The sequence below is a fragment of the Streptomyces sp. Ru71 genome (assembly GCF_002920535.1).
In the GTDB taxonomy this organism is placed as follows: Bacteria; Actinomycetota; Actinomycetes; order Streptomycetales; family Streptomycetaceae; genus Streptomyces.
Genome location: NZ_PQSS01000028.1, coordinates 61,285 through 86,318, shown reverse-complemented (window position 1 = coordinate 86,318; position 25,034 = coordinate 61,285). Strand labels below are relative to the sequence as shown.

At 70.8% G+C, this 25,034-nt stretch carries 20 protein-coding genes; 19 read left to right on the top strand and 1 reads right to left on the bottom strand.

What is annotated here, in order from left to right; genetic code table 11:
• Nucleotides 1-33: 33 nt before the first annotated feature.
• From C3489_RS18695 to C3489_RS18630, 14 genes are all read left to right on the top strand, one after another.
• Nucleotides 34-1,854, top strand: a complete 1,821-nt coding sequence (locus C3489_RS18695; protein ID WP_181139733.1) for a penicillin-binding protein 2 — start codon at nt 34-36, stop codon at nt 1,852-1,854.
• 62 nt (nt 1,855-1,916) lie between these two features.
• Nucleotides 1,917-3,572: a UDP-N-acetylmuramoyl-L-alanyl-D-glutamate--2,6-diaminopimelate ligase gene (locus C3489_RS18690; protein WP_181139732.1), complete on the top strand. Its 1,656-nt coding sequence runs from the start codon at nt 1,917-1,919 to the stop codon at nt 3,570-3,572.
• A gap of 4 nt (nt 3,573-3,576) precedes the next feature.
• The gene (murF, locus tag C3489_RS18685) at nt 3,577-4,992 is read left to right on the top strand and encodes a UDP-N-acetylmuramoyl-tripeptide--D-alanyl-D-alanine ligase (protein WP_103783000.1); all 1,416 of its coding nucleotides are present in this window, start codon (nt 3,577-3,579) and stop codon (nt 4,990-4,992) included.
• A complete protein-coding gene (gene mraY, locus C3489_RS18680; protein WP_103782999.1) occupies nt 4,992-6,062 on the top strand; it encodes a phospho-N-acetylmuramoyl-pentapeptide-transferase in 1,071 nt (356 codons plus the stop codon). Before murF ends, mraY begins: the two co-directional genes overlap by 1 nt.
• Nucleotides 6,044-7,477, top strand: coding sequence for a UDP-N-acetylmuramoyl-L-alanine--D-glutamate ligase (gene murD, locus C3489_RS18675; RefSeq protein ID WP_181139731.1), 1,434 nt, complete (start codon nt 6,044-6,046; stop codon nt 7,475-7,477). The genes mraY and murD overlap by 19 nt, the downstream gene beginning before the upstream one ends.
• A 69-nt stretch (nt 7,478-7,546) precedes the next feature.
• Nucleotides 7,547-8,899: a putative lipid II flippase FtsW gene (gene ftsW, locus C3489_RS18670; RefSeq protein WP_103782997.1), complete on the top strand. Its 1,353-nt coding sequence runs from the start codon at nt 7,547-7,549 to the stop codon at nt 8,897-8,899.
• 6 nt (nt 8,900-8,905) lie between these two features.
• A complete protein-coding gene (gene murG / locus C3489_RS18665; protein WP_103782996.1) occupies nt 8,906-10,003 on the top strand; it encodes an undecaprenyldiphospho-muramoylpentapeptide beta-N-acetylglucosaminyltransferase in 1,098 nt (365 codons plus the stop codon).
• A gap of 26 nt (nt 10,004-10,029) precedes the next feature.
• A complete protein-coding gene (locus C3489_RS18660) occupies nt 10,030-10,824 on the top strand; it encodes a cell division protein FtsQ/DivIB (protein ID WP_103782995.1) in 795 nt (264 codons plus the stop codon).
• Between the two features lie 278 nt (nt 10,825-11,102).
• Complete coding sequence (gene ftsZ, locus C3489_RS18655) at nt 11,103-12,296, top strand: cell division protein FtsZ (RefSeq protein ID WP_103782994.1); 1,194 nt, start codon at nt 11,103-11,105, stop codon at nt 12,294-12,296.
• On the top strand, nt 12,293-13,021 hold the full coding sequence (gene pgeF / locus C3489_RS18650) for a peptidoglycan editing factor PgeF (RefSeq protein WP_103782993.1): 729 nt from the start codon (nt 12,293-12,295) through the stop codon (nt 13,019-13,021). The genes ftsZ and pgeF overlap by 4 nt, the downstream gene beginning before the upstream one ends.
• A 6-nt stretch (nt 13,022-13,027) precedes the next feature.
• Entirely contained in the window at nt 13,028-13,747 is a 720-nt protein-coding gene (locus C3489_RS18645) for a YggS family pyridoxal phosphate-dependent enzyme (protein ID WP_103782992.1), read from the top strand.
• A gap of 128 nt (nt 13,748-13,875) precedes the next feature.
• Nucleotides 13,876-14,517, top strand: coding sequence for a cell division protein SepF (locus C3489_RS18640; protein WP_103782991.1), 642 nt, complete (start codon nt 13,876-13,878; stop codon nt 14,515-14,517).
• Between the two features lie 52 nt (nt 14,518-14,569).
• Nucleotides 14,570-14,860 (top strand): YggT family protein, encoded by a 291-nt coding sequence (locus tag C3489_RS18635; protein ID WP_103782990.1) that lies wholly within the window; start codon nt 14,570-14,572, stop codon nt 14,858-14,860.
• A gap of 52 nt (nt 14,861-14,912) precedes the next feature.
• Nucleotides 14,913-16,016 carry a DivIVA domain-containing protein gene (locus C3489_RS18630; protein ID WP_181139730.1) on the top strand — a complete coding sequence of 368 codons (1,104 nt, stop codon included), beginning with the start codon at nt 14,913-14,915 and terminating at the stop codon, nt 16,014-16,016.
• 155 nt (nt 16,017-16,171) lie between these two features.
• Here C3489_RS18630 and ileS read toward each other — a convergent pair whose 3' ends face one another.
• Entirely contained in the window at nt 16,172-19,309 is a 3,138-nt protein-coding gene (ileS, locus tag C3489_RS18625) for an isoleucine--tRNA ligase (protein WP_103782989.1), read from the bottom strand.
• Between the two features lie 594 nt (nt 19,310-19,903).
• Between ileS and C3489_RS18615 the strand changes: the two genes are divergently transcribed.
• From C3489_RS18615 to C3489_RS18595, 5 genes are all read left to right on the top strand, one after another.
• Nucleotides 19,904-21,187: a TraR/DksA family transcriptional regulator gene (locus C3489_RS18615; RefSeq protein ID WP_103782988.1), complete on the top strand. Its 1,284-nt coding sequence runs from the start codon at nt 19,904-19,906 to the stop codon at nt 21,185-21,187.
• A gap of 70 nt (nt 21,188-21,257) precedes the next feature.
• Nucleotides 21,258-21,857, top strand: coding sequence for a signal peptidase II (gene lspA, locus C3489_RS18610; protein WP_103782987.1), 600 nt, complete (start codon nt 21,258-21,260; stop codon nt 21,855-21,857).
• A 52-nt stretch (nt 21,858-21,909) separates the two neighbouring features.
• The gene (locus C3489_RS18605; protein ID WP_103782986.1) at nt 21,910-22,854 is read left to right on the top strand and encodes an RluA family pseudouridine synthase; all 945 of its coding nucleotides are present in this window, start codon (nt 21,910-21,912) and stop codon (nt 22,852-22,854) included.
• The gene (locus C3489_RS18600) at nt 22,851-23,321 is read left to right on the top strand and encodes a GNAT family N-acetyltransferase (protein WP_103782985.1); all 471 of its coding nucleotides are present in this window, start codon (nt 22,851-22,853) and stop codon (nt 23,319-23,321) included. The genes C3489_RS18605 and C3489_RS18600 overlap by 4 nt, the downstream gene beginning before the upstream one ends.
• A 95-nt stretch (nt 23,322-23,416) precedes the next feature.
• Complete coding sequence (locus C3489_RS18595; RefSeq protein ID WP_103782984.1) at nt 23,417-25,003, top strand: Na+/H+ antiporter; 1,587 nt, start codon at nt 23,417-23,419, stop codon at nt 25,001-25,003.
• The last annotated feature ends 31 nt before the right edge of the window (nt 25,004-25,034 follow it).

Below are 25,034 nucleotides of genomic sequence, written 5' to 3'. Positions count from 1 at the left end.
GCCCCGCCCCGCCAGGCCGGGCCGCCGCGCACGCTGCGGCTCGGCAGCCCGCGCCCCCGGCTGCGGCTGGTCGGGCTCGGCCTGACCCTCGTCATGGCGGCCTTCGTGTTCCGGCTGCTCCAGGTGCAGGCGGTCGACGCCAGCACCTACGCGGCCAAGGCAGAGCAGAACCGCTACGTCGTGCACACCCTGGCGGCCGAACGCGGCGGCATCACCGACCGCAACGGCGTCGCCCTGGCCGCCAGCGTCGACGCCTACGACATCACGGCCGACCCGACGATGTTCAGCCGGAAGCAGCTGAAGATCGACGACGGCCCCGAGCAGGCCGCCGCGCTGCTCGCCCCGATCCTCGGCCAGGACCAGGCCGACCTGGTGAAGAAGCTGCGGCCCAAGGACAAGGACCTGCGCTACGTGCGGCTCGCGCTGAGCCGCACCCCGCAGGTGTGGACGCAGATCAAGGACCTCAAGGTCGCGCTCGCCAAGAAGGCCGGCACCGACAAGTCCACGGTCAACGTCCTGGCCGGAGTCTTCGCCGACCCCAGCAGCAAGCGGATCTACCCCAACGGCGATCTCGCCGCCGGGATACTGGGCTGGGTCAACGCCGACGGCAAGGGCGGCGGCGGCATCGAGCAGCAGCTGGAGAAGACGCTCGCCGGCAAGGACGGCAAGCTCCGCTACGCCCAGTCCGGCGGCCGTCAGGTCCCGACCGCGGGCTCCACGGAGACGCCGGCCGTGCCGGGCAGCGACGTCGAGCTGACCATCGACCGCGACATCCAGTGGGCCGCGCAGAACGCCATCACCGAGCAGGTGAAGAAGTCCAAGGCCGACCGCGGCTATGTGATCGTCCAGGACACCCGTACCGGCGAGATCCTCGCCATGGCCAACTCGCCCGGCTTCGACCCCAACGACCTGCGGCACGCCAACCCCGCCGCGCTCGGCAACGCGGCCGTGCAGGACGCCTACGAGCCCGGCTCCACCGCCAAGGTGATGTCGATGGCCGCCGTACTGGAGGAGAACGTCGCCACGCCGCTCACGCACGTCGTCGTGCCGAACCGGCTGCACCGCGGCGACCGGCTCTTCCAGGACGACATCGACCACCGCACCTGGTACCTCACGCTCAACGGCGTGCTCGCCAAGTCCTCCAACATCGGCACCATCCTCGCCACCGGCCAGCTCGGCAAGACCCAGCCGCAGGCGAACCAGGTGCTCTACTCCTACCTGCGCAAGTTCGGCATCGGCAGCTACAGCGGACTCGGTTTCCCCGGCGAGACCAAGGGCATCCTCGCGCCGGCCGGCCAGTGGTCGACCTCGCAGCAGTTCACGATCCCTTTCGGCCAGGGTTTCTCCATCAACGCCATCCAGGCGGCGTCCGTCTACTCGACCATCGCCAACGGCGGAGTGCGCGTCGAGCCCACTCTCGTGCGCGGCACCAAGGGACCCGACGGGCGCTTCACCCCGGCCAAGAAGCCGGAGCAGACACGGGTCGTCAGCGCCAAGACCGCCAGGACGCTCGCCCAGATGCTGGAGTCCGTCGTGGACGACGAGCAGGGCACCGGCATCAAGGCGCGCATCCCCGGGTACCGAGTGGCGGGCAAGACCGGCACCGCGAACCGTGTGGATCCGGCCACCGGCCGCTACAAGGGCTACACCTCGTCGTTCGCCGGGTTCGCGCCCGCCGACAAACCGCGCATCACCGTCTACTGCGCGATCCAGAACGCCACCACGGGCAGCTACTTCGGCGGCCAGATCTGCGGCCCCATCTACAAGCAGGTGATGGAGTTCGCGCTCAAGACCCTCCAGGTCCCGCCGACCGGAGCGCACCCCGCGAACCTGCCCGTCGACTACCAGCCGTAAATCCCCGACCCGTCCCCGGACCCGACCCCCTGCCGATCAGCGCGACCAGCCAGGAACGATCCGTGACCATGATCACCCCACAGCCCGGGAACCAGGGCGCCCCCAGCCCCTCACTTCGCCCGAAGACGGGTGCGCCCGGTACGCTCACCGCCGTGCCACACGCTGATCAGTCCCAAAACACCCAGAAGGGCGCTTCCGTGACATACCCCGGACCGCCCCGGCCGGCGCAGGTCTCCGCCGCACCCCTCGCGGACCTCGCCGACCAGCTGGGTGTCCAGCAGCCGGAGAGCACCGCCGCGGTCACGGGCATCACCCACGACTCGCGCGCCGTCCGCCCCGGCGACCTGTACGCCGCCCTGCCCGGTGCCCGCGCGCACGGCGCCGACTTCGTCACCCAGGCCGCGAGCCTGGGCGCGGCGGCGGTGCTGACCGACCCGACCGGTGCCGAGCGCGCCGCCGCGACCGGCCTGCCGGTCCTGGTGGTCGACGACCCGCGCGGGCGGATGGGCGAGCTGGCGGCCACGATCTACGGCCACCCGGGCCGGGACCTGCTCCAGATCGGCATCACCGGCACCTCCGGCAAGACCACCACCGCCTACCTCGTCGAGGGCGGTCTGAAGACCGCGCGCAGCACCGGTCTGATCGGCACGGTGGAGATGCGCATCGGCGAGGAGCGCATCAAGTCCGAGCGCACCACGCCCGAAGCCACCGATCTGCAGGCGCTGTTCGCGGTCATGCGCGAGCGCGGCGTCGAGGCGGTGGCCATGGAGGTCTCCAGCCACGCGCTGGTCCTCGGCCGGGTCGACGGCTGCGTCTTCGACATCGCCGTCTTCACCAACCTCAGCCCGGAACACATGGAGTTCCACTCCGACATGGAGGACTACTTCCGGGCCAAGGCGCAGCTGTTCACGCCGAAACGCAGCAAACGGGGCGTGGTCAACCTCGACGACGACTACGGCCGCCGGCTCGCGAAGGAGGCGACCGTCCCGGTCGTCACCTACTCCGCCGAGGGCCACCCCGACGCCGACTGGCGTGCCGAGGACGTCGAGGTCGGCCCGCTGGACTCGACGTTCACCGTCGTCGGCCCCGACGGGCAGCGCGTGCGCGCCAAGTCTCCGCTGCCGGGCGGCTTCAACGTGGCGAACACCCTCGCCGCCCTCGTCGCCCTCGCCACGGCCGGCCTCGACCCGCAGGCCGCGGCCGACGGCATCGCCGCCGTACCCGGTGTGCCGGGCCGCCTGGAGCGCGTCGACGCCGGGCAGCCCTACCTCGCGGTCGTCGACTACGCCCACAAGACCGACGCCGTCGAGTCGGTGCTCAAGGCGCTGCGCAAGGTCACCAAGGGCCGGCTGCACGTCGTGCTCGGCTGCGGTGGCGACCGGGACACCACCAAGCGCGCGCCGATGGGCGCCGCCATGGCGCGGCTCGCCGACACCGCCGTACTGACCTCCGACAACCCCCGCTCCGAGGACCCGCTCGCGATCCTCGCGACCATGCTCCAGGGCGCGGCCTCGGTGCCCGCGCACGAGCGCGGCGAGGTCGTCCTCTTCGAGGACCGGGCCGCCGCGATCGCCGCGGCCGTCGACCGCGCGCAGCCCGGGGACACCGTGCTGGTCGCGGGCAAGGGCCACGAGCAGGGGCAGGACATCGCCGGGGTGGTCCGTCCCTTCGACGACCGCCAGGTGCTTCGCGAAGCAATCCAGAAGACCCAGGGATGAACCAGTGATCGCCCTCTCCCTCGCCGAGATCGCAAGCGTCGTCGGCGGGCAGATGCACGACATACCGGATCCGTCGGTGCAGGTGACCGGGCCTGTGGTCCGGGACTCCCGCGAGGTGGAGCCCGGCAGCCTCTTCGTCGCCTTCGTCGGCGAGCGCGTGGACGGCCACGACTTCGCGGCGCAGGTCGTCGAAGCGGGCGCGGCGGCCGTTCTCGGCTCGCGCCCCGTCGGCGTGCCCGCGATCGTCGTGGACGACGTCCAGCGCGCCCTCGGTGCCCTCGCCCGCCATGTCGTGCACCGCCTCGGTACGACCCTCGTCGCGCTGACCGGCTCGGCGGGCAAGACCAGCACCAAGGACCTCATCGCGCAGGTGCTCCAGCGCAAGGCGCCGACGGTGTTCACGCCCGGCTCGCTCAACAACGAGATCGGGCTGCCGCTGACCGCCCTGTCCGCCACCGAGGAGACGAAGTTCCTCGTGCTGGAGATGGGCGCGCGCGGCATCGGGCACATCCGCTACCTCACCGAGCTGACCCCGCCGCGCATCGGTCTCGTCCTCAACGTCGGCTCCGCGCACATCGGCGAGTTCGGCGGCCGCGAGCAGATCGCCCAGGCCAAGGGCGAACTGGTGGAGTCCCTGCCGCCCGTGGAGGACGGCGGCATCGCGGTCCTCAACGCCGACGACCCCTACGTCCGCGCCATGGCCTCCCGTACGAAGGCGAAGGTGGTGCTCTTCGGGGAGAGCGACGAAGCGGACGTACGCGCCGAGAACGTGCGACTCACGGACAGCGGACAGCCTTCCTTCAGGCTTCACACACCCTCCGGTGCAAGCGATGTGACCATGCGCCTGTACGGTGAGCACCACGTGTCGAACGCGCTCGCCGCGGCCGCCGTCGCCCATGAGCTGGGCATGTCCGCGGAAGAGATCGCCACCGCGCTCTCCGAGGCGGGCTCCCTCTCCCGGTGGCGCATGGAGGTCACCGAGCGCCCGGACGGCGTGACCATCGTCAACGACGCCTACAACGCCAACCCCGAGTCCATGAAGGCCGCTCTGCGCGCGCTGGTGGCCATGGGCAAGGGACGGCGGACCTGGGCGGTGCTCGGCAAGATGGCCGAGCTCGGGGACGAGGCGCTCGCCGAGCACGACGCGGTCGGACGGCTCGCCGTCCGGCTCAACGTCAGCAAGCTCGTCGCGGTCGGCGGCAGGGAAGCCGCCTGGCTGCAACTGGGCGCATATAACGAGGGTTCGTGGGGTGAGGAGTCGGTGCACGTGTCCGACGCACAGGCGGCGGTCGACCTGTTGCGCAGCGAGTTGCGCCCGGGGGACGTCGTACTCGTGAAGGCGTCGCGTTCGGTCGGTCTGGAGGCGGTCGCGCAGGCGCTGCTGGAGACCGGTGCCGAGGGTGAGGTTGCCGCCCGATGATGAAGCAGATCCTGTTCGCAGGAGTCATTGGCCTCTTCCTGACCCTGGTCGGGACCCCGCTGCTGATCAAGCTGCTCGCCCGCAAGGGCTACGGCCAGTACATCCGCGACGACGGACCGCGCGAGCACGCCAGCAAGCGCGGTACGCCGACCATGGGCGGTATCGCGTTCATCCTGGCGACGGTCGCCGCCTACTTCCTCGCCAAGGTCATCACCGGCTACGCGCCCACGTACTCGGGTGTGCTGGTCCTCGGCCTGATGGTCGGCATGGGTCTGGTCGGCTTCCTCGACGACTACATCAAGATCGTCAAGCGGCGTTCGCTCGGTCTGCGCGCCAAGGCCAAGATGGCCGGCCAGCTGATCGTCGGCATCGCCTTCGCCGTGCTCTCGCTGCAGTTCGCCGACGCCCGCGGCAACACCCCGGCGTCCACCAAGCTGTCCTTCATCACCGACTTCGGCTGGACGATCGGCCCGGTGCTGTTCGTCGTCTGGGCGCTGTTCATGATCCTGGCGATGTCCAACGGCGTGAACCTCACCGACGGTCTGGACGGTCTGGCCACCGGCGCCTCCGTGCTCGTCTTCGGCGCCTACACGTTCATCGGCGTCTGGCAGTTCCAGGAGTCCTGCGCCAACGCGCTGACCCTCACCAACCCGGGCGCCTGCTACGAGGTGCGCGACCCGCTGGACCTCGCCGTGGTGTCCTCCGCGCTGATGGGCGCGTGCCTGGGCTTCCTGTGGTGGAACACGTCGCCCGCCAAGATCTTCATGGGCGACACCGGTTCGCTCGCGCTCGGCGGTGTCCTCACCGGCCTGGCCATCTGCTCCCGCACGGAGCTGCTGCTGGCCATCATGGGCGGCCTGTTCGTCCTCATCACCATGTCGGTCGTCATCCAGGTCGGCTCCTTCCGGCTCACCGGCAAGCGGGTCTTCCGGATGGCGCCACTCCAGCACCACTTCGAACTCAAGGGCTGGTCCGAGGTACTTGTGGTGGTCCGCTTCTGGATCATCCAGGGCATCTGTGTGATTGTCGGACTGGGCCTCTTCTACGCGGGATGGGCAGCGGACAAGTGACCTCCTCGGTGTCCCCGGACTTCACCGGCAAGCACATCACCGTCGCCGGGCTCGGCGTCTCCGGCGTCCCGGCGGCCAAGGTGCTGCACGCGCGCGGGGCGATCGTCACGGTCGTCAACGACGGCGACGACGCACGCGCGCGTGAGCAGGCCGCCGAGCTGGAGGCGCTCGGTGTCACCGTGCGCCTCGGCGACGGCGACACCCTGCCCGAGGGCACCGAGCTGATCGTCACCGCGCCGGGCTGGAAGCCCACCAAGCCGCTGTTCCAGGCCGCCGAGAAGGCCGGCGTGGACGTGTGGGGCGACGTGGAGCTGGCCTGGCGGCTGCGCGGCCCCGACGCCGCGCCCTGGCTGTGCGTAACCGGCACCAACGGCAAGACCACCACGGTCCAGATGCTGGCCTCCATCCTGAAGGCCGCCGGGCTGCGCACCGCCGCCGTCGGCAACATCGGCGTCTCCCTGCTGGACGCCGTCCTCGGCGAGGAGACCTACGACGTCCTCGCCGTGGAGCTGTCCAGCTACCAGCTGCACTGGGCGCCCTCCCTGCGCGCCCACTCCGCCGCAGTGCTCAACCTCGCCCCGGACCACCTGGACTGGCACGGCTCCATGGAGGCGTACGCGCGCGACAAGGGCCGCATCTACGAGGGCAACCGCGTCGCCTGCGTCTACAACGTCGCCGACAAGGCCACCGAGGACCTGGTGCGCGAGGCGGACGTCGAGGAGGGCTGCCGCGCCATCGGATTCACCCTCGGCACCCCCGGCCCCTCCCAACTCGGCGTCGTGGAGGGCATCCTGGTCGACCGCGCCTTCGTCGAGAACCGGCACAAGAACGCCCAGGAGCTCGCCGAGGTCTCGGACGTCAACCCGCCGGCCCCGCACAACATCGCCAACGCCCTTGCCGCGGCGGCCCTCGCCCGCGCCTTCGGCGTGGAGCCCCGGGCCGTACGGGACGGGCTGCGGGCCTTCCGCCCCGACGCCCACCGCATCGCGCACGTCGCGGACGTGGCCGGTGTCGCCTACGTCGACGACTCCAAGGCCACCAACACGCACGCGGCCGAGGCCTCGTTGGCGGCGTACGAGTCGATCGTGTGGATCGCCGGCGGACTGGCGAAGGGCGCGACCTTCGACGAGCTGGTCGCGGGCGCGGCGAAGCGGCTGCGCGGTGTCGTCCTCATCGGCGCCGATCGGGCCCTCATCCGTGAGGCCCTGGCGCGACACGCCCCGGAAGTACCCGTCGTCGACCTCGACCGGACCGACACTGGGGCGATGCTCCAGGCTGTCCAGGAGGCCCAGCGGCTCGCCGAGCCCGGCGACACGGTGCTGCTCGCCCCGGCCTGCGCCTCCATGGACATGTTCGCCAACTACAACCAGCGCGGCGACGCGTTCGCTCGGGCCGTCTCCGAACTCGGCGCCTGACCCGGCCGCCTGGCGCCGGGCGCCCTCGGGAGGGACGCGTGGGACGCGCGATGCGCAGCGGAGGCGCTGATGCCCAGTAGCCGTACCGGCCGGCCGCCCGTGCAGCGGGCCGTGCGCCGGCCCACCGCCCCCCGGCCACCGCGCGACAACGCGGTGACCCGGGCGTACGCGCGGGCCCGGCGGGCCTGGGACCGGCCGCTGACCGCCTACTACCTGGTCCTCGGCGGCAGCGCGCTGATCACCGTGCTCGGCCTGGTGATGGTCTACTCGGCCTCCCAGATCACCGCGCTGCAGATGGGCCTGACCGGCTCCTACTTCTTCCGCAAGCAACTGCTGGCCGCCGTGATCGGCGGGGCGCTGCTGTACGTCGCCTCGCGGATGCCGGTGAAGCTGCACCGGGCGCTGGCCTACCCGATCCTGGCCGGCGCGGTCTTCCTGATGGCCCTGGTGCAGGTGCCGGGGATAGGGATGGCGGTCAACGGCAACCAGAACTGGATCTCGCTCGGCGGCTCCTTCCAGATCCAGCCGAGCGAGTTCGGCAAGCTGGCGCTGGTGCTGTGGGGCGCCGACCTCATGGCGCGCAAGCAGGACAAGCACCTGCTCAACCAGTGGAAGCACATGCTGGTCCCGCTGGTGCCGATGGCGTTCCTGCTGCTCGGGCTGATCATGCTCGGCGGCGACATGGGCACGGCGATCATCCTCACGGCGATCCTTTTCGGCCTGCTGTGGCTCGCGGGGGCCCCGACCAGGATGTTCGTGGGCGTCCTGTCGATCGCCGCCCTGATCGGTGTGGTCCTGATCAAGACCAGCCCCAACCGGATGGCCCGCCTGGCCTGCATCGGCGCCACGGACCCCGGGCCTGGGGACAGCTGCTGGCAGGCCGTGCACGGGATCTACGCCCTCGCCTCCGGCGGACTGTTCGGTTCCGGGCTCGGTGCCAGTGTGGAAAAATGGGGCCAACTCCCCGAAGCGCACACCGACTTCATCTTCGCGGTCACCGGTGAGGAGCTGGGTCTGGCGGGGACACTGTCGGTGCTCGCCCTGTTCGCGGCTCTAGGCTATGCGGGTATCCGCGTGGCCGGACGCACGGAGGACCCCTTCGTGAGGTACGCCGCGGGAGGCGTGACCACCTGGATCACCGCCCAGGCGGTGATCAACATCGGTGCGGTGCTCGGCCTGCTGCCGATCGCCGGTGTCCCGCTCCCGCTGTTCTCCTACGGGGGATCCGCCCTGCTGCCGACCATGTTCGCCATCGGGTTGCTGATCGCCTTCGCGCGTGACGATCCCGCTGCGCGGGCGGCGCTTGCGATGCGGCAACCCCGCTTTGGTAGAAAGCGGGGGGCTGGGGGCCCCTCGGGGCCTCGGAGATGGAACACGATGCGACGGCGCACCTCGGCGGTGCGCTCGTCCGGAGAGCGGTGAATTTCGGTGCATGTCGTACTCGCCGGCGGGGGCACCGCGGGCCACATCGAGCCCGCGCTCGCCCTCGCGGACGCCCTGCGCAGGCAGGACCCGACCGTGGGGATCACGGCCCTGGGCACGGAGCGCGGCCTGGAGACCACGCTCGTGCCGCAGCGGGGCTACGAGCTCGCGCTGATCCCGGCGGTACCGCTGCCACGCAAGCCCACGCCCGAGCTGATCACCGTCCCGGGCCGGCTGCGCGGCACGATCAAGGCCGCCGAGCAGATCCTGGAGCGCACCAAGGCGGACGTCGTGGTCGGCTTCGGCGGATACGTCGCCCTGCCCGGCTACCTCGCCGCCAAGCGCCTCGGCGTGCCGATCGTGATCCACGAGGCCAACGCGCGCCCCGGCCTGGCCAACAAGATCGGCTCGCGGTACGCCGCCCAGGTCGCCGTGGCCACCCCGGACAGCAAGCTCCGCAACGCGCGCTACATCGGCATCCCGCTGCGCCACTCCATCGCGACCCTGGACCGGGCCGCGGTGCGCCCCGAGGCGCGCGCGATGTTCGGGCTCGACCCGAACCTGCCCACGCTGCTGGTCTCCGGCGGCTCGCAGGGCGCCCGCCGCCTCAACGAGGTCGTCCAGCAGGTCGCGCCCTGGCTGCAGCAGGCCGGCATCCAGATCCTGCACGCGGTCGGCCCGAAGAACGAACTGCCGCAGGTGCACCAGATGCCGGGGATGCCCCCCTACATCCCGGTAAGTTACCTGGACCGGATGGACCTCGCGTACGCCGCGGCCGACATGATGCTCTGCCGCGCGGGCGCGATGACCGTCGCCGAACTCTCCGCCGTCGGACTCCCGGCCGCCTACGTCCCGCTGCCCATCGGCAACGGCGAGCAGCGGCTGAACGCCCAGCCGGTGGTCAAGGCCGGCGGCGGTCTGCTGGTCGACGACGCGGACCTCACCCCGGAGTGGGTGCAGCAGAACGTCCTGCCCGTGCTCGCCGACCCGCACCGGCTGTACCAGATGTCCCGCGCCGCCGCCGAGTTCGGCCGCCGGGACGCCGACGACCTCCTCGTCGGCATGGTGTACGAGGCGATCGCCGCGCATCGTGCACACCGTTAGGCACGTATGACGAAAGGGCAGGGAGCGTGGCCGGACCGACGACCGCCGAGCGCGGTGAACGCCAGCAGGAGTCGTCCGGCCCGCCCCTGGCCCGCAGGCTGGGGCGGCGCCGGGTTCGTATGATCATCGTTCTCGCGCTGGCCCTCGTCCTCCTCGGATCGGGCACCGTCTGGGCCCTGTACGGCTCCCAGTGGCTGCGCGTGGAGCGGGTCACCGTCTCCGGAACCCGCGAACTGACGCCGCAGCAGGTGCGCGAGGCGGCCCGGGTGCCGCTCGGGGCGCCGCTGGTGTCGGTCGACACGGACGCGATCGAGGCGCGGCTGCGCCGGGAACTCCTGCGGATCGACTCGGTGGACGTGGAGCGTTCCTGGCCGCACGGAATCGCGCTGAAAGTGACGGAACGGACTCCGGTTCTTCTCGTCCAAAATGGCAGGGACTTCGTGGAAGTGGACGATGAAGGCGTCCGTTTTGCCACGATTTCCGAGCCCGTCAAAAACGTTCCGCTGCTGCAATTGATGACCGCCCAGCCGGGTTCGGCCACCGCCAGTCTGCGCCGCTTCGGGGAGAGCAGGCTGGTACGGGAAGCGGTTTCGGTGGCGGCCTCCCTTCCGGCCGCCGTCGCCCGGGACGCCCGGGCGGTCAAGGTCCGTTCCTACGACGACATCTCGCTGGAGTTGAGCGGCGGCCGCACCGTGGCGTGGGGCAGCGCCGAGAAGGGCCGCCTCAAGGCCCGTACCCTGACCGCGCTCATGAAAGCCGCCCCGCGCGCACGGCACTTCGACGTCAGCGTTCCCACCGCCCCCGCGTCAGCGGGGAGTTGACGCACATCCGCGCAGGCCAGCACCCTGGTTGGGCAGCGCTACGGCTGATCACATAGGGTGAAAAGAAAAACGGGAGGTTCGGCGTGTTCGTTGAACGTGCGCCACTTGTCGACTTAGTGTCCTGTTCAGAAGACTCCAAGGAACGGACACACTGGTAACCCTAAACTTCAGGGTTAGGGTTCGGGTCGGCGATTCGGACCGTCCCATTCGGCATCAGTCGCCGGAGCGCGCCACAACGCGAGACGGCGACACGTAACTCGAGGCGAGAGGCCTTCGACGTGGCAGCACCGCAGAACTACCTCGCAGTCATCAAAGTCATCGGTGTCGGCGGCGGTGGTGTCAATGCCATCAACCGGATGATCGAGGTCGGTCTCAAGGGCGTCGAGTTCATCGCCATCAACACCGACGCGCAAGCTCTGTTGATGAGCGACGCCGACGTCAAGCTCGACGTCGGCCGTGAACTCACCCGGGGACTCGGCGCCGGAGCCAATCCGGCCGTCGGCCGCAAGGCCGCCGAGGATCACCGCGAGGAGATCGAGGAGGTCCTCAAGGGGGCCGACATGGTCTTCGTGACGGCCGGTGAAGGCGGCGGCACCGGCACCGGCGGGGCGCCCGTCGTGGCCAACATCGCACGCTCGCTCGGCGCCCTCACCATCGGCGTGGTCACGCGCCCGTTCACCTTCGAGGGACGGCGCCGCGCGAACCAGGCCGAGGACGGCATCGCCGAACTGCGCGAAGAGGTCGACACCCTCATCGTCATCCCCAACGACCGGCTGCTGTCCATCTCGGACCGCCAGGTCTCGGTCCTGGACGCCTTCAAGTCCGCCGACCAGGTCCTGCTCTCCGGTGTCCAGGGCATCACCGACCTCATCACCACCCCCGGCCTCATCAACCTCGACTTCGCCGACGTCAAGTCGGTCATGTCCGAGGCCGGTTCGGCCCTGATGGGCATCGGCTCGGCCCGCGGCGACGACCGCGCGGTGGCCGCGGCCGAGATGGCGATCTCCTCCCCGCTGCTGGAGGCGTCCATCGACGGCGCCCGCGGCGTGCTGCTGTCCATCTCCGGCGGCTCCGACCTCGGCCTGTTCGAGATCAACGAGGCCGCCCAGCTGGTCAGCGAGGCCGCCCACCCCGAGGCCAACATCATCTTCGGCGCGGTCATCGACGACGCCCTCGGCGACGAGGTCCGGGTCACCGTGATCGCGGCCGGCTTCGACGGCGGCCAGCCCCCGGCCAAGCGGGACACCGTCCTCGGCTCCTCCTCGGTCAAGCGCGAGGAGCCCGCACCGGTACGGCAGCCCGAGAACCGCCCGGCCTTCGGCTCGCTCGGCAGCGTCAAGCCCAAGGAGGAGCCGGAGCCCGCGCCCGCTCCCGAGCCCGACATCCCGGTCGCCCCGCCCATCACCCCGGCGCCCCGGAGCTACTCGGACAGCGCGGCCGAGGAGCTGGACGTCCCGGACTTCCTGAAGTGATAGGACAGCGCGACACCGTGAACGGCGCGCACTTCGCCTTCACCGACCGGTGGGGCGGGGTGAGCGCCGTTCCGTACGAGGAGCTCAACCTCGGCGGCGCGGTCGGCGACGACCCCGCCGCCGTCACCGCCAACCGCGAGCTGGCCGCGAAGTCCCTCGGACTGGACGCGGCGCGGGTGGTGTGGATGAACCAGGTGCACGGCGACGCCGTCGCCGTGGTCGACGAGCCGTGGGGGGAGCGGCCCGTCCCGGAGGTGGACGCGATCGTCACCACCCGGCGCGGCCTCGCCCTCGCGGTGCTCACCGCCGACTGCACCCCCGTGCTGCTCGCCGACCCGGTCGCCGGCGTCGCCGCCGCGGCCCACGCCGGGCGGCCCGGCATGGTCGCCGGGGTCGTCCCCGCCGCGCTACGCGCGATGATGGACCTGGGTGCCGATCCGTCCCGGATCGTCGCCCGCACCGGACCCGCGGTGTGCGGCCGGTGCTACGAGGTGCCCGAGGAGATGCGCGCCGAGGTGAGTGCCGTCGAGCCGGCGGCGTACGCCGAGACGAGCTGGGGCACGCCGGCGCTCGACGTGAGCGCCGGGGTGCACGCGCAGCTGGAGCGGCTCGGGGTGCGCGACCGGGAGCAGTCTGCGGTGTGCACGCGCGAGTCGCGCGACCACTTCTCGTACCGCCGCGACCGCACCACCGGGCGGCTCGCGGGCTATGTGTGGCTGGACTGATGGGGCATGACGGACCGTAAGGACGAACTCGCCGGAAACCTGGCGAAGGTGGAGGAGCGCATCGCCGCCGCGTGCGCGGCGGCCGGGCGCCGACGTGACGAGGTGACCCTGATCGTGGTCACCAAGACCTATCCGGCGAGCGATGTGCGCATCCTGTCGGAGCTCGGTGTGCGTCATGTCGCCGAGAACCGTGACCAGGACGCGGCGCCCAAGGCCGCGGAATGCTCGGATCTGCCCCTGCAGTGGCACTTCGTCGGCCAGTTGCAGACCAACAAGGTGCGCTCCGTGGTCGGTTACGCGGATGTCGTGCAGTCCGTCGACCGTTCCCGGCTCGTCACGGCCCTGTCGAAGGAGGCCGTACGGGCCGGGCGCGAGATCGGGTGCCTGCTGCAGGTCGCGCTGGACGCGGGCGCGAGCGGGCGGGGCGAGCGCGGCGGGGTGGCGCCCGAGGGGGTCGAGGAGTTGGCCGGCCTCGTCGCCGCCTCGCCGGGGCTGCGGCTCGACGGCCTGATGACGGTCGCCCCGCTCACGGGCGAGTACGCGGGCCGCCAACGCGCGGCGTTCGAGCGGTTGATGGATTTGTCGACTGACCTGCGCCGAGCCCATCCGGCTGCAACCATGGTCTCGGCAGGGATGAGTGCGGACCTCGAAGAGGCCGTGGCGGCCGGGGCGACACATGTACGCGTCGGCACTGCGGTACTCGGAGTCCGCCCCAGGCTCGGGTAACGTCGCCAAGAAGTCGGACCACAGCAGAAAATATGGTCATTTCCGCTGAAAGGCGGGCAGAAGGACCACGTGGATCGCAGGCACTCGGCAGCGTCAGCCGATCCACCACAGAGCGGAGGACTCAGAGCATGGCCGGCGCGATGCGCAAGATGGCGGTCTACCTCGGCCTCGTGGAGGACGATGGGTACGACGGCCGGGGATTCGACCCCGATGACGACTTCGAGCCCGAGCTGGACCCGGAGCCCGAACGGGATCACCGACGGCATGAGCCGTCCCACCAGTCGCACGGTGCACACCAGTCCCAAAGGGACGAAGAGGTGCGAATCGTCCAACCGCCCGCTCCCCGCGAGCCGGTGGCGCGCGCCGCTTCGCTCCCCGCGGAATCCAGCCGCCCGGCGCGCATCGCGCCCGTGTCATCCATCACACAAGAACGTCAGTCCCTGGAGAAGAACGCACCGGTGATCATGCCCAAGGTCGTGTCGGAACGAGAGCCTTACCGGATCACCACGCTTCACCCGCGGACCTACAACGAGGCCCGTACCATCGGGGAACACTTCCGTGAGGGTACGCCGGTGATCATGAATCTGACTGAGATGGATGACACAGACGCGAAGCGACTTGTCGACTTTGCGGCCGGTTTGGTGTTTGGTCTTCACGGCAGCATCGAGCGGGTGACGCAGAAGGTGTTCCTGTTGTCGCCTGCTAACGTCGATGTCACGGCGGAGGACAAGGCCCGCATCGCAGAAGGCGGGTTCTTCAACCAGAGCTGAGACGTGCACGACCGGAACGCAGTACGAAACAGGGGAGAGGGAAGCACCAGCCATGAGCGTGTTCGCGCAGGTGATCTACATCGCGCTGATGGTCTTCCTCATCGTGCTGATCTTCCGGTTGGTCATGGACTACGTCTTCCAGTTCGCCCGCTCGTGGCAACCCGGCAAGGCGATGGTGGTCGTCCTGGAGGCCACCTACACTGTCACCGATCCACCGCTGAAGCTTCTGCGGCGGTTCATTCCGCCGCTGCGTCTCGGGGGCGTGGCGCTCGACCTGTCCTTCTTCGTACTGATGATCATCGTCTACATCCTGATCTCCATCGTGGGCAGCTTCGCGAGGTGAATGTGGACGATACGGTCTTGCCGACTGCCGATGACTACGTTGAGGTGAAGAGATGCCGTTGACCCCCGAGGACGTGCGGAACAAGCAGTTCACGACCGTCCGCCTCCGAGAAGGCTATGACGAGGACGAGGTCGATGCCTTCCTCGACGAGGTCGAAGCCGAACTGACCCGCCTGCTCCGCGAGAACGAGGACCTGCGCGCCAAGCTGGCCGCCGCCACGCGCGCGGCCGCGCAGAACCAGCAGAACATGCGCAAGCCTCCGGAGCAGCAGGACCAGCAGCAGCCGCCGCAGGGCATGCGAGGCCCCGGCGCTCCGGTGCCCGCCGGCATATCGGGCCCGCCGCAGCAGCAGATGGGCGGCCCCATGGGCGGCCCGCCCCAGCTGCCGAGCGGTGCCCCGCAGCTCCCGGCCGGTCCGGGTGGTCAGGGTCCGCAGGGTCCCGGCCAGATGGGCCCCGGTCCGATGGGCCAGGGTCCGATGCAGGGCCAGATGGGCCCCGGTGGCCCGATGGGCGGCCCCATGGGCGGTCCCATGGGCGGCCCCGGCCAGGGTCCCGGTGGCGACAGCGCCGCCCGTGTCCTGTCGCTGGCCCAGCAGACCGCCGACCAGGCGATCGCCGAGGCCCGTCAGGAGGCCAACAAGATCGTCGGCGAGGCGCGTTCGCGTGCCGAGGGTCTTGAGCGGGACGCCCGGGCCAAGGCCGACGCGCTGGAGCGGGACGCGCAGGAGAAGCACCGCGTCGCCATGGGCTCCCTGGAGTCCGCGCGCGCCACGCTGGAGCGCAAGGTCGAGGACCTGCGCGGCTTCGAGCGCGAGTACCGCACGCGACTGAAGTCGTACCTGGAGTCGCAGCTGCGTCAGCTGGAGACCCAGGCCGACGACTCGCTGGCCCCGCCGCGCACCCCGGCGACCGCGTCGCTGCCGCCGTCCCCGGCGCCCTCCATGGCCCCGGCCGGCGCGAGCGCCCCGTCGTACGGCGGCAACCAGACGATGGGCGGCAACTCCGGTCCGTCCGCCCCGTCCTACGGCGGTCAGCAGCAGATGTCGCCGGCGATGACCCAGCCGATGGCACCGGTCCGCCCGCAGGGCCCGTCCCCGATGGGCCAGGCCCCGTCGCCCATGCGCGGTTTCCTGATCGACGAGGACGACAACTGACGGGTCGCTGAGACGAGTACGACAACGGCGTCGGCAACGTCATAAGGGCGGGCCCCTTGGACTTCGGTCCTGGGGGCCCGCCCTTTTTACGCGGGTTGCGACGAAGGGCCCAGCCTCCCGACGGGAGACCGGGCCCTTCTCGATGCGCCGGGCGCTTACGCCTTCTTCAGCCGGAACGTGAGGGACAGCCCCTCGTCGGTGAACGGCTCACCGAAGCTGTCGTCGGCCTCGCCCTGGGCGAAGTCGGTCGCCAGGACCTCCTCGGCGATCAGGGCAGCGTGCTCGGCCAGCGCGGCGACAACGGCCGGGTCGGTCGAGACCCACCGCAGCGCGATCCGGTCCGCGACGTCCAGCCCGCTGTTCTTGCGGGCCTCCTGGATCAGGCGGATCGCGTCACGGGCCAGGCCCGCCTGCCGCAGCTCCTCCGTGATCTCCAGGTCCAGCGCCACCGTCGCACCGGCGTCCGACGCGACCGACCAGCCCTCACGCGGGGTCTCCGTGATGATCACCTCGTCGGGCGCGAGGGTGACCGTCTCGCCGTCGACCTCCACCGACGCCGTGCCCTCGCGCAGCGCCAGCGACAGCGCCGCCGCGTCCGCGTTCGCGATGGCCTTCGCCACGTCCTGCACCCGCTTGCCGAACCGCTTGCCCAGCGCCCGGAAGTTGGCCTTGGCCGTGGTGTCGACCAGCGAGCCGCCGACCTCGGACAGCGAGGCCAGACCGGAGACGTTCAGCTCCTCGGTGATCTGCGTGTGCAGCTCCGGGTCGAGCGTGTCGAAGCCGGCGGCCGCGATCAGCGCTCGGGACAGCGGCTGGCGCGTCTTGACGCCGGACTCGGCGCGCGTGGCCCGGCCCAGCTCCACCAGCCGGCGGACCAGGACCATCTGCTTCGACAGCCCCGGGTCGATCGCCGACAGGTCCGCCTCCGGCCAGGAGGACAGGTGCACCGACTCCGGCGCACCCGGGGTGACCGGGACGACCAGGTCCTGCCACACCCACTCGGTGATGAACGGGGTGATCGGCGCCATCAGCTTGGTGACGGTCTCCAGCACCTCGTGCAGTGTGCGCAGCGCCGCCTTGTCGCCCTGCCAGAACCGGCGGCGCGAGCGGCGCACGTACCAGTTGGACAGGTCGTCGACGAACGCCGAGAGCAGCTTGCCGGCGCGCTGGGTGTCGTACGCCTCCAGCGCCTGCGTGACCTGGTCGGTCAGCGCGTGCAGCTCGCTGAGCAGCCAGCGATCCAGCAGCGGGCGCTCGGCCGGGGCCGGGTCCGCCTCGCTCGGCGACCAGCCGGACGTGCGCGCGTACAGGGCCTGGAAGGCGACCGTGTTCCAGTACGTGAGAAGCGTCTTGCGGACGACCTCCTGGATGGTGCCGTGGCCCACGCGGCGTGCCGCCCACGGGGAGCCGCCGGCCGCCATGAACCAGCGCACCGCGTCCGCGCCGTGCTGGTCCATGAGCGGGATCGGCTGCAGGATGTTGCCCAGGTGCTTGGACATCTTGCGGCCGTCCTCGGCGAGGATGTGGCCGAGGCACACGACGTTCTCGTACGACGACTTGTCGAAGACGAGCGTGCCGACGGCCATCAGCGTGTAGAACCAGCCGCGGGTCTGGTCGATCGCCTCGGAGATGAACTGCGCCGGGTACCGGCTCTCGAACAGATCCTTGTTCTTGTACGGGTAGCCCCACTGCGCGAACGGCATCGAGCCCGAGTCGTACCAGGCGTCGATCACCTCCGGCACGCGCGTGGCCGTGCTGCCGCAGCCCTCGTGCGGGCAGGCGAAGGTCACGTCGTCGATGTACGGGCGGTGCGGGTCAAGGCCGGACTGGTCGGTGCCGGACAGCTCGGACAGCTCCGCGCGCGAGCCGACGCAGGTGAGGTGGCCGTCCTCGCAGCGCCAGATCGGCAGCGGGGTGCCCCAGTAGCGGTTGCGGGACAGCGCCCAGTCGATGTTGTTGTTCAGCCAGTCGCCGTAGCGGCCGTGCTTGACCGTCTCCGGGAACCAGTTGGTCTGCTCGTTCTCCGCGATCAGACGGTCCTTGATCGCCGTCGTGCGGATGTACCAGGAGGGCTGCGCGTAGTACAGCAGGGCGGTGTGGCAGCGCCAGCAGTGCGGGTAGCTGTGCTCGTACGGCAGGTGCTTGAAGAGCAGGCCGCGCTCGCCGAGGTCCTCGGTGAGCTTCTCGTCGGCCTTCTTGAAGAAGACGCCGCCGACCAGCGGGACGTCCTCCTCGAAGGTGCCGTCGGGGCGGACCGGGTTCACCACCGGCAGGCCGTAGGAACGGCAGACCTTGAGGTCGTCCTCACCGAAGGCGGGGGACTGGTGGACCAGACCCGTACCGTCCTCGGTGGTGACGTAGTCGGCGTTGACCACGTAGTGGGCCCGCTCGGGGAACTCCACCAGCTCGAAGGGGCGCTGGTAGGTCCAGCGCTCCATCTCGGCGCCGGTGAAGGTCTGGCCGGTGGTCTCCCAGCCCTCGCCGAGCGCCTTGCCGAGAAGCGGCTCGGCGACGACGAGCTTCTCCTCGCCGTCGGTCGCGACGACATAGGTGACCTCGGGGTGCGCGGCGACCGCCGTGTTGGACACCAGGGTCCACGGGGTCGTCGTCCACACCAGCAGCGCGGCCTCGCCGGCCAGCGGGCCGGAGGTCAGCGGGAAGCGGACGTAGACCGAGGGGTCGACGACCGTCTCGTAGCCCTGGGCCAGCTCGTGGTCGGACAGACCGGTGCCGCAGCGCGGGCACCAGGGGGCGACGCGGTGGTCCTGGACCAGGAGGCCCTTGTTGAAGATCTCCTTCAGCGACCACCACACGGACTCCACGTACTCGGGGTCCATGGTGCGGTAGGCGTCGTCGAGGTCGACCCAGTAGCCCATGCGGGTGGTCAGCTCGGCGAAGGCGTCGGTGTGCCGGGTCACGGACTCGCGGCACTTGGCGTTGAACTCGGCGATGCCGTACGCCTCGATGTCCTGCTTGCCGGAGAAGCCCAGCTCCTTCTCCACCGCCAGCTCCACCGGCAGGCCGTGGCAGTCCCAGCCGGCCTTGCGGGCCACGTGGTAGCCGCGCATGGTGCGGAAGCGCGGGAAGACGTCCTTGAAGACGCGCGCCTCGATGTGGTGCGCGCCGGGCATGCCGTTGGCGGTGGGCGGGCCCTCGTAGAACACCCATTCGGGGCGGCCCTCGGACTGCTCCAGGCTCTTGGCAAAGATCTTCTGCTCGCGCCAGAAGTCGAGCACTGCGTGCTCAAGGGCGGGCAGGTCGACCTGAGCGGGCACCTGGCGGTACGTCGTCATCGATCTTCCTCCGGCGGACTTTCTGCCTTCCGTCGGAGGGACGAGAGCCTGTGTCGTGCCCTGCGCCGCTGTCGGCGCGCTCCCGCGGTACCACCCTCCTTGGCCCTCCGGTGCGCCGTATGCGCCGGTGAGCCCCCTCATTAGGGTCGCGATGCCGGGTCTACTGGCCCCTGCGGGGTGTTCTTCCGGCGGCTCCGGGGTGATCTTCACGTCGCGCTCGCCCCCGGGCTCACACCGTCCCCGGGTCGCTCTGGGCTGCGTACGCCGCTACTCGTCCCCATCCACGCTTTTCGCTCCGCCCAGTGTACGGCGCCGCGCGGACAGCGGCCGACCGCTTTTCCGGCGACCGGGCCGAGGAGGGCGGGGCCGCGCCGGGTGACCCGAATGGGCATGTGCCCGGTGGCCGGAAACCGGTACCCGCGGTTGCGCGGCATACCCGGCGAAGAGCTGGGCACAACGCATGCAGACCTGCCGCGCGGGGGGGCGCGGGCCGGGCGAATCGGGCGGCGTGCCCCGTTGCCGCGGGACTCAAGTCGATTTATCGTCCCAGCACGATTCGCGAGCAAGATCACAATATGTGAAGGGGCCGCGGCCATGGTGGCGAAGAAGACCGCCGTACAGCAGTCGGCGTCCCACAGGTCCACACAGGCCTCCGCCGGTGCGGCCAAGGACGTGAACGGGAAGAAGACGGTCGCGGCACGGGCGGACGCCGGGAAGGCGGCCACCAGGAATGCCGCGGTGAAGAAGACCCCGGCGAAGAAGGCGGCCCCCGCGAAGAAGGCCCCCACGAAGACGACCCCCGCCGAGAAGGCCACGGCGAAGAAGACGCCCGCGAAGAAGGCTCCCCCGGCCGAAACGGTCGAGCGGGAGACGGCTGCCGCTCGGCCCGGCGGGGCAGAGAAGACGACGGCGAAGAAGACGGCCCCGGCGAAGAAGGCGACCGCGGAAACGGCGCCCGGCAAGAAGACGGCCGCGAAGAAGGCGGCTGGGGAGAGGACGGCCGCGAAGAAGACGGCCGTGAAGAAGACGGCCGTGAAGAAGACCACGGAGAAGAAGACCACGGAGGAGAAGGCGACGGGGAAGAAGGCGACGACGAAGAAGACCACGGCGGTGGCCGAGGGTACCGCGAAGAAGATGGCCGGCAAGAAGACCCAGGCCGAGAAGGCCACGGCCAAGAAGACCCCGGCCAGGAAGTCCGCGGCGAAGAAGACCGCGCCCGGATCGGCCCCGACCAGGAAGACCCCTGCGCCGAAGACCGCACCGAGGACAGCGGCCGAGGTCAGGACCCACGCCGGTGCCGACGGTGCCGGCACGAGTACGACCCGTAGCACGACCCGTAAGAAGAGCACGGCCAAGAAGGTGGGCGCGGCTGCGGCCGCGGAGCAGACGGGAGCCACGAAGGTGGTTGCGAAGAAGACTCCTGGCACGGCCACGGCGGCCAAGACCGCCGTTCCCAAGGCACGCCTCGCCGCGGCGGAGCCCGGCGACCTGGCCGTGCGCCCCGGCGAGGACCCCTGGACCCCCGAGGAGGTCGCCGAGGCCCGCGCCGAGCTGCAGGCCGAGGGGGACCGGCTGCGCGCGGAGCTCGACTCGTCCGAGAAGTCCCTGGCCGGGCTCATGCGGGACTCCGGGGACGGCGCCGGCGACGACCAGGCGGACACCGGCACCAAGAACATCACCCGTGAGCACGAGCTGGCCCTGGCCGCCAACGCGCGCGAGATGCTCACGCAGATCGAGCACGCCATGGAACGGCTCGACGCGGGCACCTACGGCCTGTGCGAGAACTGCGGCAACCCGATCGGCAAGGCCCGCATGCAGGCGTTCCCGCGGGCCACCCTGTGCGTGGAGTGCAAGCAGAAGCAGGAGCGCAGGTACTGATGGGTATCGGCCCGCCGATGGGCGTGCCGTACCCTCGTCCTCAGTCAGGTACCTAGGTTGAGGGACTCACGTGGCAGAGGCGGAGCGCATCATCGGTACGCCGGAGACTCCTGAGGCGCCGGGATCCGAACCGGACCAGTCGTCCGGTTCGGACGGGCGGGCCGGCGCCGACGCGCGGCCCCAGGGCAGGCGGCGGATCGCCGTGCTGTTCGCGGTCGCCGCCTTCGCGTACCTGGTCGACCTGGTCAGCAAGATGGTCGTGGTCGCCAAGCTGGAGCACCACGCGCCGATCGAGATCGTCGGCGACTGGCTGAAGCTCGATGCGATCCGCAACGCGGGCGCCGCGTTCGGCTTCGGCGAGGCCTTCACCGTGATCTTCACGATGATCGCCGCGGTGGTGATCGTCGTCATCGCCCGGCTCGCGCGCAAGCTGTACAGCCTGCCCTGGGCGATCGCGCTCGGCCTGCTGCTCGGCGGCGCGCTCGGCAACCTCACCGACCGGATCTTCCGCTCGCCGGGCGTGTTCGAGGGCGCGGTCGTGGACTTCATCGCGCCCAAGCACTTCGCCGTGTTCAACCTGGCCGACTCGGCGATCGTGTGCGGCGGCATCCTGATCGTGCTGCTGTCGTTCCGGGGCCTCGACCCGGACGGCACCGTCCACAAGGACTGAGCCGCCAGGACGGGCGTTCGGGGCTGTCGGAGCCGTCCGGCATACTCGACGGGTGAGCACGATTCCCGAGATCCGTACCCTGCCCGTGCCCGACGGCCTGGAGGGCGAGCGCGTCGACGCCGCCATCTCCCGCATGTTCGGCTTCTCCCGTACCAAGGCGGCCGAGCTGGCCGCGGCCGGGAAGGTCACGGTCGACGGGTCGGTGGTCGGCAAGTCGGAGCGGGTGAGCGGCGGGGCCTGGCTGGAGGTCGAGATGCCGCAGGCGCCGGCGCCGGTGCAGGTCGTCGCCGAGCCGGTCGAGGGCATGGAGATCGTGCACGACGACGACGACATCGTCGTGATCGTCAAGCCGGTCGGTGTCGCCGCCCACCCCAGCCCCGGCTGGAGCGGCCCGACGGTCATCGGCGGGCTGGCCGCGGCCGGCTACCGGATCTCCACCTCCGGCGCGGCCGAGCGCCAGGGCATCGTGCACCGCCTGGACGTCGGCACGTCCGGCCTGATGGTGGTCGCCAAGTCCGAGTACGCGTACACGTCGCTCAAGCGCCAGTTCAAGGAGCGCACGGTCGACAAGCGCTACCACACCCTGGTCCAGGGTCACCCGGACCCGACCAGCGGCACCATCGACGCGCCCATCGGCCGCCACCCGAACCACGACTACAAGTGGGCCGTGACCGCCGACGGCAAGCCGTCCGTCACGCACTACGACCTCATCGAGGCGTTCCGCGCGGCCTCCCTGCTCGATGTGAAGCTGGAGACGGGCCGCACCCACCAGATCCGCGTGCACATGGCCGCCCACCGCCACCCCTGCGTCGGCGACCTCACCTACGGCGCCGACCCCACCCTCGCCAAGCGGCTGCGCATCACCCGCCAGTGGCTGCACGCCGTACGGCTCGGCTTCGAGCACCCCGGCAGCGGCGAGTGGGTGGAGTTCGCCAGCGACTACCCCGAGGACCTGCAGCAGGCCCTCGACCAGGTCCGCGCGGAGACCTACGCATGAGCGGGGACGGCTACGAGGTCCGGGTCGCCGAGGACCCCGCCGACCGCGAGGCGTGCTTCGCGGTGCGCAAGGACGTCTTCGTCCACGAGCAGGGCGTGCCCGAGGACATCGAGTACGACGCCTACGACGCCGACGCCGTGCACGTCCTCGCGATCCGCGCGGACGGCGTGCCGCTCGGCACCGGCCGGCTGCTGTACGGCGAGGCCGCCGCGGCCAAGAACGGCGGCGACCCGGACGTCGGCTCCCTGGGCCGGCTCGCCGTGACGCAGGCGGCGCGCGGGCTCGGCGTCGGCGCGGCGCTGGTGCGCGCCATCGAGGAGGCGGCACGCGCGCGTGGCCTGAGCGCGGTGGACCTGCACGCGCAGACGCACGCGCTGGGCTTCTACGAGCGCCTCGGCTACGAGGTGTACGGCCCCGAGTTCCCGGACGCGGGCATCCCGCACCGGGCGATGCGCCGCACGCTGTGACCGCCGCGAGCGCGCTGCGAGGCGACGAAAGCCGCAGCCGTGGCACGCTGGACATCTGGATGCTCCAGATCGTCTAGCCCCCCGGAGCGCTGACCGTGGATCAGTTGGCCCTGCTGTTCGTGCTGCTGCTCGGGGCCGTGGTGAGCGTCCCGGTCGGGGACCGGTGGGGGCTGCCGGCGCCGGTGCTGATGACGATCCTGGGCGTCGTCCTCGCCGTACTGGACTTCGTGCCCAACGTCGACATCCCGCCCGATCTGATCCTGCCGACACTGCTGCCGCCGCTGCTGTACGCGGCCGTGCGCCGGACGTCCTGGCGGCAGTTCGCGGCCAACCGACGGCCCATCTTCCTGCTGGCGGTCGCGCTGGTGTTCGTCACCACGGTGTGTGTGGCGGCCGTCGCCCACTCCATCGTGCCCGGGCTGCCGGTCGCCGCCGCGGTGGCGCTCGGCGCGCTGGTCGCGCCGCCCGACCCGGTGGCGGCCACCGCCGTCGCCGGGCAGCTGGGGCTGCCGCGCCGGCTGGTGTCGATCCTGGAGGGCGAGGGCCTGTTCAACGACGTGACGGCCATCGTGCTCTACCACGTCGCCATCGCCGCCGCCGTGAGCGGCACCTTCTCGCCGTGGCGGGCCGGGCTGGACTTCCTGCTGTCCGCCGTGGTCGCCGTCGCGGTGGGCCTGGCGCTCGGCTGGGGCGCGAACAAGCTGATGGACCTGCTCGGCGACGCCACCCTGCAGATCGGGCTGACCCTGCTGGTGCCGTACGCCTCCTATGTGCTCGCCGAGGAGCTGCACGGCTCGGGGGTGCTGGCCGTGCTGATGACGGCCCTGTTCCTCGCCGAGTACGCGGCGGACGCCGACGACGTGATGACCCGGCTCGCCGGGCACACTTTCTGGGACATCGTCGACACCCTCGTCACCGGCGTCGCCTTCGGGCTGATCGGCCTGGAGCTGCACAACGCGATCCGCACCGCGTCCGGGCGGTGGGGCGAGATGCTCGGCTGGGCCGGGACCGTCGTCGGTGTGGTGGTGCTGGTCCGGCTGGCGTGGCTGCTGCCGGCGACCTGGCTGACCAAGCGGCTGCACGCCAAGCGCGACTACGACGAGGACATCCCGATGAGCTGGCGGGAGACCGTCGTCATGTGGTGGTCCGGGATGCGCGGGGTGGCCTCCGTGGCGCTGGCCCTGGCCGTGCCGCTGAAGACGGAGGACGGTCTGCCCTTTCCCGACCGGGACGAGATCGTGTTCATCGCCTTCGGCGTGATCATGGCGACGCTGCTGGTGCAGGGGCTGAGCCTGCCGTGGCTGGTCAGGCGGCTCGGGGTGCGGGCCGACACCGAGCGGGAGAAGGAGTTCGAGAAGGAGCTGGCGGTGCGCGCGGCCAAGGCGGCCAAGCGGCGGCTGCGGGAGATCGAGTCGGTGGAGGAGCTGCCGGAGGAGCTCAGCGAGCAGATGCTGCGGCGGGCGTTCGACATCGGGGTGCGGATCAGCCCGGACATCGGCGAGGAGGAGCGGCGTGAGGCGCACCAGCAGCGGGTGCGGCGGCTGAAGCGGGTGCGCCGGATCCAGCAGGAGATGCTGAGTGCGGCGCGGCACGAGGTGCTGGCGGCGCGCAGCGAGCCGGGGGCCGATCCGGAGATCGTGGACCGGGTGCTGCGGCACCTGGATGTGCGTTCACTTCGCTGACACGTACTCAGGGAGCCGGGTGCCTATGATC